A 14992-nucleotide genomic window follows, 5' to 3' on the forward strand; every position below is an offset into this window, starting at 1 on the left:
TAGAGACTTAGTCAGTATCAGCGATTAAGCTGCTTGACGTGCGCCTTTTCTTGATGCGTTAACAAGTAGGATACCAACACACAATACGATTGAACCACAAACTAGGAACAATAGACGTCCTGTTGGTTCGTTCGGAATAAGTGCCATTGCTAGTACACCGAAACCAGCTACGCAGATTAGGTTACCAAGCATTGAACGTTGTTTAGTATCAAGGTCTTGTTGAGCTTCACCTTCTGCAACAACAGGGGTGTTCCAGTTAGTGAATAGTTGATCAACTTCTTTTTCACGTTCAGGTGTAAGACCTTTGTACGCAAGTGTTGTTAGCAAGAAGAAGCCACCCGTAAAGATTACGTGTGCTGCTAAGCTTAGACCTACTTTAAGGTCAGCCCACTCACGCGCAGTCAGTGCTTGATTCAAGCCAAAGATGTGTTCTACATCGTGCGCTGTAAGCGCGATACCGAAGATGTAAGAAACAATACCACCGACAATTAGAGTCGTCCATGCAGCCCAGTCTGGAGTCTTGCGAATCCACATACCTAGTAGGATAGGGATAAGCATTGGGAAACCAATTAATGCACCGATGTTCAATACAATGTCGAACAAGCTTAGGTGTTTCAATGAGTTGATGAATAGACCAATCGCGATGATGATCAAACCAAGAATAACAGTGGTTGCTTTACTTACTGCTACTAGCTCTTTCTGCGACGCATGTGGACGTAGAATAGGGCTGTAGAAGTTCATGATGAAGATACCAGCGTTACGGTTTAGGCCTGAGTCCATAGAAGACATTGTTGCTGCAAACATTGCAGACATCAGTAGACCAACCATACCAGCAGGCATTACGTTTTCAACGAATGCTAAGTATGCAGCATCACCAGCTTTGCTACCCATATCTGCATATTGTGCTGCAAAATCAGGTTGGAAAGCGGCCATGTACCAAGGAGGTAAGAACCAAATTAGTGGACCAATGATCATAAGGACACAAGCTAGGCCTGCCGCTTTACGTGCATTGTCACTGTCTTTAGCACAAAGGTAACGGTACGCATTGATACTGTTGTTCATTACACCGAACTGCTTAACAAAGATGAACACGATCCAAAGGATGAAGATGCTCACGTAGTTAAGGTTGTTACCCAGCATGAAGTCGCCTTGGAAGTTGCTAACGATGTTACCAATACCACCACCTGCAAAGTATGCAGCGATAGCACAAGTAATTGTTACCGCCATGATTACAAGCATTTGCATGAAATCAGAAGCAACAACCGCCCAAGAACCACCTGTTACCGCCATTAGCATTAGAACTAAACCAGTAACGATAATGGTTGCTTCCATAGGGATATGGAATACAGCAGCAACGAAGATAGCAAGACCGTTCAACCAAACACCGGCTGAAATCATGCTGTCAGGCATACCTGCCCAAGTGAAGAACTGCTCTGAAGTTTTGCCGAAACGCTGACGAATTGCTTCGATAGCTGTTACTACGCGAAGTTGACGGAACTTCGGTGCAAAATAGATGTAGTTCATGAAATAGCCAAATGCGTTAGCTAGGAAGAGAATTACTACGACGAAACCGTCGGAGAATGCACGTCCAGCAGCACCTGTGAATGTCCATGCGGAAAACTGCGTCATAAAAGCAGTTGCACCAACCATCCACCACAACATCTTACCGCCACCCCTGAAGTAGTCACTGGTGGATGTTGTAAATTTTCTGAACATCCAGCCAATGGCTAATAAGAAGAAGAAGTAGGCGATCACAACAAAAGTATCAATAGTCATTTATTTCAGCCTTAAGGTCTTAGATTAACTAGGGTCAAGCTTAGCTTTTTTCCACCGTTAATTGTACTACAATATACACTTAACGTGATCTAGGTCACATTTTTGAATTTGAATATCAAGTTGATATTTTTTACTTAAAAATCAATAGCTTATGTTTTTTAAAAATAAAAAATATCCCGTTTTTGTTTAATTATGCAACGCTTGTGCATTTGCTTTAGTATTACAAGATGTAATCTTTTCATATAAACGTAAGAATAGTTTAATGTTTAATAGCGTAGACCAGTTTTTAAGGTTTGCTTGAACTTAATTCGCAACGAGTATTTTTTATTCAATACCCGCTAGATTGTGAAATGTACCTAGGTAATTCAATCTTTCAATATTGAACAATTGGTTGCCATTTTGTGTGTGATTTAACGTGGTATTAACGGTGGGCGCTTTGGGTTTTGAACAGCAAAGATGATCATTTAATGATTGGAAGTGGTTACAGCAAGACATTTCAATCAGTCATTGCCTCTGAGAGATTGTCTCTGAGAGCGGTCTCTAAGAGCAAGCATCAAGAATGGTCTTTAAAAATAGACTCTAAGAAAAGATATCAGGGACAAGCATAAAGAGCAGGCATAAAAAAAGCGAGCTCTAGGCTCGCTTTACAGAGTCATGTTTACAACTAAATTAGCTAACGTGAGCTACAGCGTCACGAACTAGAGCGCCTAGTTCATCCCACTTGCCTTCGTCCATTAGTTTAGTTGGAACCATCCAAGTACCACCACATGCAAGAACTGCAGGGATGTTTAGGTACTCGTCAACGTTTGCAAGGCTAACACCGCCAGTAGGCATGAAGTTTACTGGGTAAACTGCAGTTAGTGCTTTAAGCATTGGTACGCCGCCTGATGGTGCAGCAGGGAAGAATTTAAGAGTACGAAGACCCATTTCCATTGCTTGCTCAACTAGGCTAGGGCTGTTTACGCCAGGTACGATTGCAACGCCTTTGTCGATACAGTATTGAACTGTACGAGGGTTGAAACCAGGGCTTACGATGAAGTCAACACCAGCGTCGATAGAAGCGTCTACTTGCTCGTTAGTAAGAACAGTACCAGAACCGATTAGCATGTCTGGGAATTCTTTACGCATAACACGGATAGCTTCGATTGCACATTCAGTACGTAGAGTCACTTCTGCACAAGGCATGCCGTTTTCAACAAGCGCACGACCTAGTGGAATTGCATCTTCAACTTTGTTGATTGCAATTACTGGGATCACTTTAAGACTTGCTAGTTTTTCGTTTAAAGTTGTCATTTTATTTCTCATCAAATAATGTGTGAGTCTGCATAAGCAGGACAATTTATAAAGACAGTTCAGGCATCGCTTCTACTGGGATAATCGCGCCAGCATATTGAATAACAGTGCCTGCTACCGCGTGGCCGCTTGCTGCTGATTCAAGAGCAGTACCGCCACATAGGCGTTTAGCTAGGAAACCTGCGCTGAAAGAATCGCCTGCCGCAGTGGTGTCAACGATGTTGTCAATTTGGTTTGCAGAAACGTAGTTAGCGTTTTCGCCTTCAACAACTAGACACTCTTTACCGCCACGTTTAATTACGAGTTCTTTTACGCCAGCACCTGTAGTACGTTCAATACATTGCTCAACGTGTTCGTCACCGTAAAGGTCTTGCTCGTCGTCAAACGTTAGAAGGGCAGTATCAGTGTAACTTAACATTTTTAAGTACCACTTTTGTGCATCTTCTTGGCTCGCCCATAGTTTAGGACGATAGTTGTTATCAAAGAAGACCTTACCTTCAAATTTATCAAGGAACTTGAATAATTCGTTACGGCCGTTTTCAGTCAAGATAGCTAGCGTGATACCGCTTAGGTAAATTGCATCATAGCCACTTAGTGTTTCGATGAGTGTTGCAGATTCAGTTTGGTCAAACATGAATTTTGCAGCTGCATCGTTACGCCAGTAGTGGAAGCTACGCTCGCCAGTATCGTCTGTTTCGATGTAGTAAAGGCCAGGTTGCTTGTCTGAAAGACGTGCGATTAGGCTTGTGTCGATGTTCTCTGCTTGCCATTTAGCGAGCATGTCTGTGCTGAATGGGTCTTGGCCCAAAGCGGTCACATAGCTAGTTTTGATGCCATGTTTGTGAGTCAGACGAGAAAGGTACAGTGCAGTGTTTAGTGTATCACCACCAAACGCTTGCTTGAGAAGGTCACCTTTCTGTTGCAGCTCAATCATGCACTCGCCAATGATCGCAATATTTAATGATTTCATATGCTTACCTAAGCTTAATTGTGCTTTATTGATTATTTAAGAAAATCTTCACGTGCTGGAGAGAACAGGTCTAAAAGCTCGCTGCCTTCTTCAAGTGCAACTGCACCGTGTACAAAGTGCTTAGGAGCGATGTAAGCATCACCCGCAACTAGGATTTTCTTTTGGCCTTCAATTTCAGCTTCAAAGCTACCAGAAATCACGTAACCGATTTGGTCATGAATTTCATGCGCGTGAGGATGGCCGATTGCGCCTTTTTCAAAACGTACACGAACGCCCATTAGCTCGTCAGTGTAACCAACGATTTGACGGCTTAGACCGTCGCCTAAGTCTTCCCAAGGTTGGTCTTTAGAAATGAAAAATGGATTCATGATATGTTCCTTTATAGGTTTGAGTTTTTACAAACTAAAAAATTAACTATTACTAAGGATATAATAATGGATTATTTTTAATTGTCATACAATAAGTTTATAGTTGTGTGACCTAGGTCAAGTGTAGGTCTTTTTGTTACGTTAAACTTTAGCTTGACTCTATGAGTATTTAATAATAGTCAGAAAATAATTCAGGAAGCAATTGTTTGTGTGACCTCATTCATTCTTTTTTGACCGTCACATAGGATTATAGTTAATATTGTATTACTTTATCGTGTTTTTAATAATTCTCGCTAGCTGAGGAATCACAGCACAATGACGACACAACCGATATTATTGACCGCAAAAGAAATTGAGCAACTTCGTAAAGAAGTAGGCCGCTCTACCTTAATGGGTAAAGCGATTGCAGAAAACGTAACCGCGCTTGAAGCTTTTATGAGTTTGCCGCTAGATGTACCAGGACATGGTGATGGCGGGAGTTACGAACATAACCGCCATAAAGACAACTACACCTATATGAACCTAGCGGGTCGTCTTTTCCTCGTGACTCAAGAGCAGCGTTACGCTGATTTTGTGATTGCTCTGCTAGAAGATTACGCAGACAAATACTTAGAGTTGGGCTTTCAGGTGCAAAAGAACACCAACCCAACTGGTCGTCTATTCCACCAGATCCTAAATGAGCATGGTTGGTTACTCTTTACCAGTATCGCATACTCTTGTGTTGCGTCAGAGATGACAGAAGCGCAACGCCAGCGCATCATTGATCGCATCTTTATTCCTATGATTGAGATGAGCACTGAAAAATACGCACACCGTTTTGATCACATTCATAACCACGGCGTGTGGGCTGTGGCTGCTGTGGGTGCCTGTGCGGTAGCAATTGGCCGACCAGAATATTTAGAAATGGCGGTGTACGGTAAAGATCGTGAACAGCAAAGTGGGTTCTTAGATCAAGTCTCAAACCTATTTGCACCATCAGGTTACTACCTAGAAGGGCCTTATTACTCACGATTCACCATTCGTCCTCTAGTATTATTGGCTGAGATTATTCATCGCCATATGCCAGAAGTGGATATTTACAATTATAAAAACGGCGTGGTGGGCAATACGGTACAAGCATTGCTAGCGACCGCATACCCGAACGGCGTTTTCCCAGCGATGAACGATGCTTCGCAAAGCATGAGCATTGCGGATGCTGGCGTTAAAGTTGCGGTGAGCATTTATGGTGCGCACTATGCATTGGATGACAATATTTTAGGTATGGCGAAGATCCAGGACAGCGTATGGATGCATCCATGCGGTCTTGAAGTCTCTCGCGCCTATGAAAAAGCCTCTGCTGAGCGTGAAATCGGTTTGCCGTATTGGCCAAGTATGGAGCTTAATGAAGGTCCCGAAGGCGAGCAAGGTGCGCAAGGTTTTGTGCGCATGCAAGACAAAAGCGGTGACGTATCACAATTGGTGATGAACTACGGCATGCACGGTATGGGCCACGGTCACTTTGATACGTTGGGGATTACCTTGTTTAACCGCGGCCATGAAGTGCTGCGCGAATACGGTTTTGCTCGTTGGGTGAACGTTGAACCTAAGTTTGGCGGCCGTTATTTACCAGAGAATCCATCCTATGCTCGTCAAACGGTTGCACACAATAGTGTAACGATTGATGAAACCTGTCAGAACTATTTTGATGTTGAACGTGCTGATTCTGTACATGGTTTGCCGCATTTCTTTGAAGTAAATGATAAAAATATCAAAGGGATGAGCGCATTTGCCAATAACCATTACGATGGTTTTGCTATGCAACGTAGCGTCTTTTTATTGAATCTAGACGAGCTTGAAGCGCCGTTATTAATAGATCTTTACCGTTTAGTCGGTGAGGGCGAACATCAATACGATTATTCTCATCAGTATGCGGGGCAAATTATCCGTACTAACTTTGAGTATGAAACATTTAAAGAATTAAATACCCTAGGTGAAGATAATGGTTATCAGCACCTATGGAAAGTAGCAGCGGGCGAAGCAAACGAAACCGCATTGGTAAGTTGGTTGCAAGATAATAGCTACCATACTTGGCTTGGCACTAGCTCAAACAGCGATGGTTCAAACAGTACGGGTGAAGTGATCTTTACCCGCTCAGGTGCTAACGATCCTAGCTTTAACTTGCGCAGTGAGCCGGCCTTTATGCTGCGCAGTCGCGGCGAGTCCACTTTGTTTGCTTCTGTGGTAGAGACACACGGTTACTTTAATGAAGAGTTTGAGCAATCGGTGAATGCCCGTGGTCAAGTGTCGAATATTAAAGTGATTGGTCACAACGAAATTGGCTCTGCCATTGAAATCACCACCAAAAATTCGGTAGTGACTGTGCTTGTGTCGAATCAATCTGATGCAGACGCTGCTACTGTTAACCAAATGACATTTAATGAACACACTTTCAACTGGACAGGATATTATTCAGTGGAAGTCAAAACACAATCTCAGGAGATTAATTAATGAGCTATCAACCATTACTGCTTAATTTTGAAGAAGCAGTTGAACTCCGTAAAGAACTTGGTAAGGATAGCCTACTAGGTCAAGCGTTGGCTCGTGATATCAAGCAAACTGATGCTTACATGGCACAAGTGGGTATTGAAGTACCAGGACACGGTGAAGGTGGTGGCTACGAGCACAACCGTCACAAGCAAAACTACATCCATATGGATCTTGCTGGTCGTTTGTTCTTGATCACTGAAGAAGAAAAGTACCGTGATTACATTGTTGAGATGCTAACGGCATACGCAAAAGTGTACCCAACACTGGAAAGCAACGTAAGTAAAGATACTAACCCTCCGGGTAAAATCTTCCACCAAACACTGAATGAAAACATGTGGATGCTGTACGCATCTTGTGCGTATTCTTGTATTTTCCACACTCTATCTGACGAGCAAAAAACGCTTATCGAAAACGACTTGTTCAAGCAAATGATTGACTTGTTCGTAGTAACTTACGGTCACGATTTCGACATCGTACACAACCACGGTTTGTGGGCGGTAGCTGCAGTGGGTATTTGTGGTTACGCAATCAACGACCAAGCGTCAGTAGATAAAGCGCTTTATGGCCTGAAAATGGATAAAGTGAGCGGCGGTTTCCTAGCGCAACTTGACCAATTGTTCTCGCCAGACGGCTACTACATGGAAGGTCCTTACTACCACCGTTTCTCATTACGTCCAATTTACTTGTTTGCGGAAGCGATTGAGCGTCGTCAGCCAGAAATCGGCATCTACGAGTTCAACGACTCTGTTATTAAGACCACTTCTTACGCGGTATTTAAAACAGCATTCCCTGACGGTTCATTGCCAGCCTGTAACGATTCATCGAAAACGATTTCGATCAACGATGAAGGCGTGGTTATGGCAACTAGCGTTTGTTTCCATCGTTATGAGCAAGCTGAAACATTACTTGCAATGGCTAACCACCAACAAAATGTTTGGGTGCACACTTCAGGTTTGACTCTGTCTAATGCAGTTGAAGCAGCGGACGAAATCAAGCCATTTAACTGGGGTAGCTTGTACATTACTGACGGCCCTAAAGGCGACAAAGGCGGCCTAGGCATTTTACGTCATCGTGATGAGCAAGATGACGATACAATGGCGCTTATTTGGTTTGGTCAGCACGGTTCTGATCACCAATATCACTCAGCGTTGGATCACGGTCACTACGATGGTCTGCACCTAAGTGTATTCAACCGCGGTCTTGAAGTGCTTCACGATTACGGTTACGGCCGTTGGGTTAACGTTGAGCCTAAGTTTGGTGGTCGTTACATCCCTGAGAACAAATCTTACTGTAAGCAAACTGTTGCGCACAACACAGTGACGGTTGATCAGAAAACACAAAACAACTTCAACACAGCGTTGGCTGAGTCTAAGTTTGGTGCAAAACACTTCTTTAACGTTGAAAACGACAAGCTACAAGGTATGTCTGGTCGTATTTCTGGTTACTATGAAGGTACGGACATGCAACGTAGCATTCTACTTGCTGATCTACCTGAATTTGAAAAACCATTGGTTATTGATGTGTACCGCATTCAATCTGAGCAAGAGCATCAATACGATCTACCTGTACACTACACAGGTCAAATCATCCGTACTGATTTTGAATACCAAACTGAATCTACACTAAAACCTGTAGGCGATTCTGATGGTTACCAACACCTTTGGAACCTAGGTTCAGGTAAAGTAGAAGGCAGTTCTCTTGTAAGCTGGCTGGTAAACAACAGCTACTACTCGCTAGTGACTAGCGCTACCGCAGACAGCGAAGTGATCTTTGCACGTCTTGGCGCGAATGATCCTGACTTCAACCTACGTAGCGAACCTGCAATGATCCACCGCCAATCTGGTAAAGATCATGTATTTGCTTCTGTTCTTGAAACTCACGGTTACTTTAACGAAGAGTTCGAGCAATCTGTTAATGCTCGCGGTCTTGTTGAATCAGTAACAGTGGCTGAAAACAATGAAGTGGGCACGGTAGTGTGCATTAAGACGACTTCAGGTAACACATACCACTTCGGTATCTCTAACCTAGAAGAAAGCGCTCAGCAAGGCGAACACACCGTAGGTGCGTTCACTTGGACAGGTTCTTTTGCTCAACTTTAAGAGCTAGCTAATCCATTTGGATTAGTAAACTAAAACGCAAAAAATAAAACGGATGTAGGCTTAGCTTACATCCGTTTTTTTATGCTTTAATTTTATTTACGATGACCAGCATAGCAAGGCTATTGGCTGTGGTATGGGTATGCAATGTTTGATCAGCAATAGGCACGATTAAAGTTAGTCGTACATCAATTTCTTCGCTTTTTCGGCATCAAACTCTCGCAAAGATTTGCGAGCTAAATGCCTAAAGGGTAGGGCTTTGACGATTTCTTCTAAAGGTTGAATAGCAAATGCCCAGAAGATAGACCCACCGAAACTCATAATGATGAGCGCACACAATGGAATTGAAATTACCCATTGGCCAGTGAAGTTAATTTTAAATACCGCAGAGGTTTTGCCAAGAGCACGCAGTACATGTCCGTGAACTGTGTTGTATCCACGCACAACAGGCAAGAAGATATACAAGGGTGCAATGGTCGCAAGAGCAACATACGTCTCAGGATCAAGGTGTGGGTAGATTTTAGCGATGACCAAGCTTAATACACCAAAGAACAGCGCACAGATAATAGAAATGACCACCGCGATATTGATGCTCGTGTCTACGTTCTTCACCAAATCGTCCATTTTGTTTGAGCCAATGGCCTGACTGATAGAAATAGCGGAAGATAACGCCCAAGCAGTAATAAACTGCGTACCAGAGCGAAGCCACGGCATAATTAGAGTGATGGCTACATAAGCGTTGATGTGCAGTTGTGAGTAGAGCAGTTGATATACGGTTGCGCCAATGGATAAAATGGTCATGTTGGCGGCAATAGGAAACACTTCAATAAAGTGATTTTTAATGCTCATTGCCAAGCCATTTAGGTACTTTTTGAACGGAAGTTCAATGTCATCGGCGTAACGAACACATAACAATAGGTACGCCATTCGCACCATGATCGCGATTAAGCTACCGGTGGCGGCGCCTTTCAATCCCATGCCTTCAAAGCCGGCAAAACCATATATAAGTAGATAAGAGATGAGTGCATTTAGCGGCATCTCAATTAAGTAGCCTTTAAAGGGGATTTTAGTTCGTCCAAGACTATTAAATAGTGAAATAATAACTTGGGTAATGGCATTAAATAAAACCAGATATTGTGAGACAGATAAATATTGATTCACTTCATGATAAAGCGATGGGTCACTAGTAAGTGCTTCTATTAATTGATGATTGAATATTTGCAGCAGCGCTAGAAATATAACAGCAACAGTAAAGTTGATGCTCATTCCCGCCCAAAATCCTTTTGCTAATGAGGATTTAACGCCTGAGCCTACCGCGCGGCTAAGCACTAATTGGGTGCCGTTGGCCAATGCCATTTGAATGCCAATAATAAAGGCAACGATGGTACCTGCAATACCCATAGCGGCAAGTGAGACTTCACCAAGGGGAGAAACCTGAAAGGTATCGATCATCAGCATGGATTGCATCAGAAGGGCATTGAGTGCCAGTGGCCAAGCGATAGAAATATTTTTTTTGATGTAGGATTGAGCGGCCACAGGATACCTTTATTGATTAAAGAGTCTTAGAGCATTGACTTATACCAATCGTACTAAATAACTGTTCATTCTAGCTTGTTAAAATACTCGATAACGGCGTTAGAATTTTTGATTGTAGAATAACTACTTATCGAAAAATTCTGCCTTGTTCTCGAGCATTTTTCCGGCGCTAGTTCTGATCACTTACTTAGTGTGATTGGTATTAAATGCGCTGGCGAAAGCGCAATAGGGTCGTTTAAGACTCAGATCATGCCACTGAATGAGCATGTAATCAATAAATGAAACGTTAGTTTATATTTTTTTAACGTAACTTTGTTTTATGAAGCTATAGCTTATGAAACTTTAGCTAATGTTTGGTTGCCATCATCCAGCAGTGTTCTTGATGCAATGCGTGCTTGTTCTGAGTTTCCAGACATGATGGAGTCATAGATCGCTTGGTGCTCAGCCATACAAAAACGTCCACCCATTGCTGAGTAATCGATAAATTGTTTAAAGATGGCCGACAATATATTGCTAAACGGTACGTAAAATTGATTCCCTGTCGCCAAGAAGATGGTTTGGTGGAACAAAAGGTCGTTAATTCCCCAGCGCTCATAGTCAAACTCGTTGGCTGCGATGGTCATGCACTGGAAGTATTTAGAAAGGTCTTTACGTTGCTCTACGGTGGCATTTTTGGCTGCTAGTGCGCAGGCTTCTGGTTCGATGGCTTTACGAAGGCCTAGAAACTGTGCCAGAAATGGTTTGATGTCTTCTAAATCTTGAATCCATTCAATAAATTGAGGGTCAAGGAAGTGCCATTCGCCACGGGGACAAATACGGGTTCCCACTTTAGGCTTAGATTCAATTAATCCTTTTGCAGAAAGAAGCTTGGTCGATTCTCTTAATGCCGTACGACTTACCCCGAATGCTTCACATAATTCAGTTTCACAAGGAATCTTTTGATTTTCTTTGAGTTCACCAGACAAAATCTTGCGAGCGATTTGTCTTGCTACTTGAACGTGAATTCTACGGTCTGAATTCTCTACCAACGCGAAAAACGACATTTTACCACCTGAGTCATATTAAAAAAGCCAGCTTTAGCTAGCTTAAAAAGTCATTATTTAATTAACGACAGCAAGATCTTTAGCAGATCTTTTTAAATTTCAGATAGGTGAATATGCCTTTTAAAGTAGCGCGGAGAAATAATCGCTTACTTTAATAAATACAAAGAAATATAACGCATTCGATGTCTTTATTTTACGTACTTTAATTTGTATCAATGCACGTTATTGGATAAAGGGAATATGTATGATGCTAGATTCGATTGAACCTTTCATATTCATAATCCTACCTGACTTTTTATGCTATTAAAATAATACAATAACATTTTACAACTTCAACTAATTATCTCTAATTTGGCAAATTGCAAGTCTAAATTAAGACATTAGTCACGAAAATAGAAATTGCCATAATATTTTAATAAGTCTAATGTTGTGCGCTTGTGAGCCTTGTGTAGCGAGAAAGTGTCATTAGTTATCGGTTTTTGTGTCGCAATAAGCTTGCAATTACTGGGGTGTATCACGTTTGTCGGGTCTGGTTGTGACGCATGTGATTCAAGGTGCTATATTCAACCTTAGATAATACATTTATAAAAGTAAGTTAAAATTATGGCTGGTTCATTTAATTCAATAGCAGGCTCTAAACGAAGCCTGCATGTACAAGTTGCTCGAGAGATTGCTCGGGGAATTCTTTCTGGAAATCTTGCTCAAGGCTCTATTTTGCCTGGTGAGATGACGCTTTGTGAGCAGTTCGGTATCAGTCGAACGGCACTGCGTGAAGCGGTAAAACTACTTACCTCTAAAGGCTTGCTTGAGTCTCGCCCTAAAGTGGGTACAAAAGTAGTCGACCGTGCTTATTGGAACTTTTTAGACCCTCAATTGATTGAGTGGATGGATGGTCTAGCGGATATCGATCAGTTTTGTTTTCAATTCTTAGGCTTACGCCGTGCAATTGAGCCAGAAGCGTGTGCATTAGCGGCTCAGTTTGCAACAGCTGAGCAACGTATCGAGCTTTCAGAAACGTTTCAAGAGATGGTAGAAGTAGCATCTGAAGATGAATTAAATATTGAGCGTTGGACTGATGTTGATATGCGTTTCCATAGTTTAATATTTAATTCAACTGGTAACGATTTCTATCTACCGTTTGGTAATATTCTTACCACTATGTTTGTCAACTTTATTGTTCACTCATCAGAAGAAGGTAATACCTGTATTAATGAGCACCGTGAAATTTACGATGCGATTATGGCGGGCAATAGCGATAAAGCGAGACAAGCTTCTGCTAATCATCTGCAAGAAGGTAAACACCGTTTACCTGCGGTTAGCTAGTCAAAACCTCATCTTTAGTCAAAAAACACGCTTCTGCGTGTTTTTTTTTAATTTTTTTTCAATTTTTTTTGAAATTTATTTTTCGGTATTACACTTCACATTAGTTACATTTTGCTTACTAAATCAATCTTTAGCTATATAATAATACTATACGGCGGATTTCCCCCTTCAGCATAGTGGATGAGACTTAATATGCCAGAATCTCTATTACCCAATATTATTCAATTTCTGAGTCAGATTGACCCTTTTGACAAGATCCCGAAAGCAGCGCTGCGTGAACTTGCCTCACAAGTACAGATTACTTATCTAAGTAAAGGTGAAAATGTCGATCTGTGTACTGAAGGGGATGAAAAATACCTTTATATAGTGCGCACCGGTTCGATGGAGCAACGCAAATCTGACGGCGTATTAAGAGCTCGATTAGGTGCGGAAGATTTATTCGGCTTTACCTTTTTAGACGGGACGATTGACAGTGATAAAGGCTATAAAGCGGTAGCGATTGAGCATACCTTGCTTTATTTGATTCCTCATTCCGCACTGCAGCAATTATTCAAAGCTTCGCCAGAGAGTGCAGAGCACTTTGCTTCTAAAGCTCAAGTTCGTCTTAAGTCGGCGTTAGATGTGGTGTGGTCTGATAAAGAGAAAGGCCTCTTTATCAAGCGCGTTAAAGAAGTGGCCAGCGGTCGCGTTGCGGTGGTACAAGCCAATCAAACCATTCAGGAAGTGGCGCATGAGATGCGCATCGTTAAGCGAACCTCTTGTGCGGTAATTTATGATAAGGACGAAATTGTTGGTCTTATTACCGACCGTGATATGACAAAACGCGTGATTGCATTAGGCGCTTCAATTGATCAGCCAATTTCTACGGTAATGACGTATTCACCTTTGACTATCAAGCCAGATGATTTGGTGTTGCACGCCGCATCGGTCATGATGCAGTTTAATATTCGCAACTTACCTATCGTAGAAAATAATAAAGTTATCGGTCTATTGACCACTTCGCACTTAGTGCAAAACCACCGCGTACAAGCCATCTTCTTGATTGAAAAAATCAAATACGCCACGAGCGTGTCAACACTGGCGAGTTTTACGCCAGAAAGACAAGCCATATTTGAAGCCTTGGTTGAAGGTAAGGTGGGCCCTGAAGTGATAGGGCAGGTAATGACCATGATCATGGATGCCTATACCCGCCGCATTATTCAAATTTCCATTGATAAATTGGGACCGCCACCTTGTGAGTTTGCTTGGATAGTGGCCGGTTCACATGCACGTAATGAAGTTCACATGCTGTCAGACCAAGATAGCGCCATTGTATTGGCCGATGATGTGACTGAAAATGACAAGATTTACTTTAAGCATTTGGCGAGCCTAGTGTGCAATGGCTTAGCGAGCTGTGATTACCCGCTTTGTTCGGGTGATTATATGGCAATGAATCCAAAATGGTGTCAGCCAGTCAGTGTTTGGAAACATTACTATAAAAAATGGGTTGCCAATCCTGAATACGAACGCCTGCTTAATATCAGTGTGTTCTTGGAAATTCGTTCTATTTACGGCAATAACCACTTTGAAAAAGTATTGCGTGATGAAATGTATGCCAATATTCGTCAAAGTCGCGAATTCTTGCTGATGCTAACCAATGATGCAACCAATACTAGCCCTCCATTAGGTATCTTTAATAGCTTGGTACTGGAAAAGTCAGGGGAAAACAAGAAAACCTTGAATGTGAAGAAATACGCAATCACCTTGATTATCGACTTGGCACGTATTTATGGTTTAGCCGTAGAAAGCGATCATTCAGCGACAGATAAGCGCTTCCAGGCCGCCTATGAGAAAGGATTTTTGTCTGAAGACTCTTACAAAAATATTTTAGGCGCGTATGAGTTTATTTTGTCGTTCAGATTTAACCATCAGTTGACTGCGCTGAAAAATGGTGAAGAGCCGAACAACAATATCGATCCAAACAGCTTCGGTAGCTTTGAACGAGGCCACTTAAAAGACGCGTTTAGGATCATTGCGGATCTGCAAGATGCAGTTAAAGTTCGTTTTGGGACACGATAAGCT

The 14992-nt window shown here is 42.2% G+C and carries 10 protein-coding genes; 4 read left to right on the forward strand and 6 right to left on the reverse strand.

Going from position 1 to position 14992, the window contains the following annotated elements:
* Positions 1-24 precede the first annotated feature (24 nt).
* The 4 genes from QV280_RS14475 to QV280_RS14490 form a co-directional block, all read right to left on the reverse strand.
* Positions 25-1776, reverse strand: coding sequence for a sodium:solute symporter family transporter (locus tag QV280_RS14475; RefSeq protein ID WP_152820668.1), 1752 nt, complete (start codon positions 1774-1776; stop codon positions 25-27).
* 669 nt (positions 1777-2445) lie between these two features.
* Positions 2446-3069 carry a bifunctional 4-hydroxy-2-oxoglutarate aldolase/2-dehydro-3-deoxy-phosphogluconate aldolase gene (locus tag QV280_RS14480; protein WP_152820670.1) on the reverse strand — a complete coding sequence of 208 codons (624 nt, stop codon included), beginning with the start codon at positions 3067-3069 and terminating at the stop codon, positions 2446-2448.
* A gap of 46 nt (positions 3070-3115) precedes the next feature.
* Complete coding sequence (locus QV280_RS14485; protein WP_152820672.1) at positions 3116-4039, reverse strand: 2-dehydro-3-deoxygluconokinase; 924 nt, start codon at positions 4037-4039, stop codon at positions 3116-3118.
* Between the two features lie 32 nt (positions 4040-4071).
* Positions 4072-4407: a cupin domain-containing protein gene (locus QV280_RS14490; RefSeq protein WP_152820674.1), complete on the reverse strand. Its 336-nt coding sequence runs from the start codon at positions 4405-4407 to the stop codon at positions 4072-4074.
* Positions 4408-4722: 315 nt separating this feature from the next.
* On the opposite strand from QV280_RS14490, the gene QV280_RS14495 reads away from it, so the two are divergent.
* Positions 4723-6894, forward strand: coding sequence for a heparinase II/III domain-containing protein (locus QV280_RS14495; RefSeq protein WP_152820676.1), 2172 nt, complete (start codon positions 4723-4725; stop codon positions 6892-6894).
* Positions 6894-9032, forward strand: coding sequence for a heparinase II/III domain-containing protein (locus QV280_RS14500; RefSeq protein WP_021713492.1), 2139 nt, complete (start codon positions 6894-6896; stop codon positions 9030-9032). The genes QV280_RS14495 and QV280_RS14500 overlap by 1 nt, the downstream gene beginning before the upstream one ends.
* Positions 9033-9206: 174 nt before the next feature.
* Here QV280_RS14500 and QV280_RS14505 read toward each other — a convergent pair whose 3' ends face one another.
* Both QV280_RS14505 and QV280_RS14510 read right to left on the reverse strand, forming a co-directional pair.
* A complete protein-coding gene (locus tag QV280_RS14505; protein ID WP_367869567.1) occupies positions 9207-10565 on the reverse strand; it encodes an MATE family efflux transporter in 1359 nt (452 codons plus the stop codon).
* A gap of 332 nt (positions 10566-10897) precedes the next feature.
* Positions 10898-11608 carry a FadR/GntR family transcriptional regulator gene (locus QV280_RS14510; protein WP_152820677.1) on the reverse strand — a complete coding sequence of 237 codons (711 nt, stop codon included), beginning with the start codon at positions 11606-11608 and terminating at the stop codon, positions 10898-10900.
* Between the two features lie 603 nt (positions 11609-12211).
* Between QV280_RS14510 and QV280_RS14515 the strand changes: the two genes are divergently transcribed.
* Together QV280_RS14515 and QV280_RS14520 are read left to right on the forward strand one after the other, a co-directional pair.
* Positions 12212-12931 carry a FadR/GntR family transcriptional regulator gene (locus QV280_RS14515; RefSeq protein ID WP_152820679.1) on the forward strand — a complete coding sequence of 240 codons (720 nt, stop codon included), beginning with the start codon at positions 12212-12214 and terminating at the stop codon, positions 12929-12931.
* A 192-nt stretch (positions 12932-13123) separates the two neighbouring features.
* On the forward strand, positions 13124-14989 hold the full coding sequence (locus QV280_RS14520; RefSeq protein ID WP_152820681.1) for a DUF294 nucleotidyltransferase-like domain-containing protein: 1866 nt from the start codon (positions 13124-13126) through the stop codon (positions 14987-14989).
* Positions 14990-14992: the final 3 nt, after the last annotated feature.

It is taken from the genome of Vibrio sp. B1Z05, from assembly GCF_052955985.1.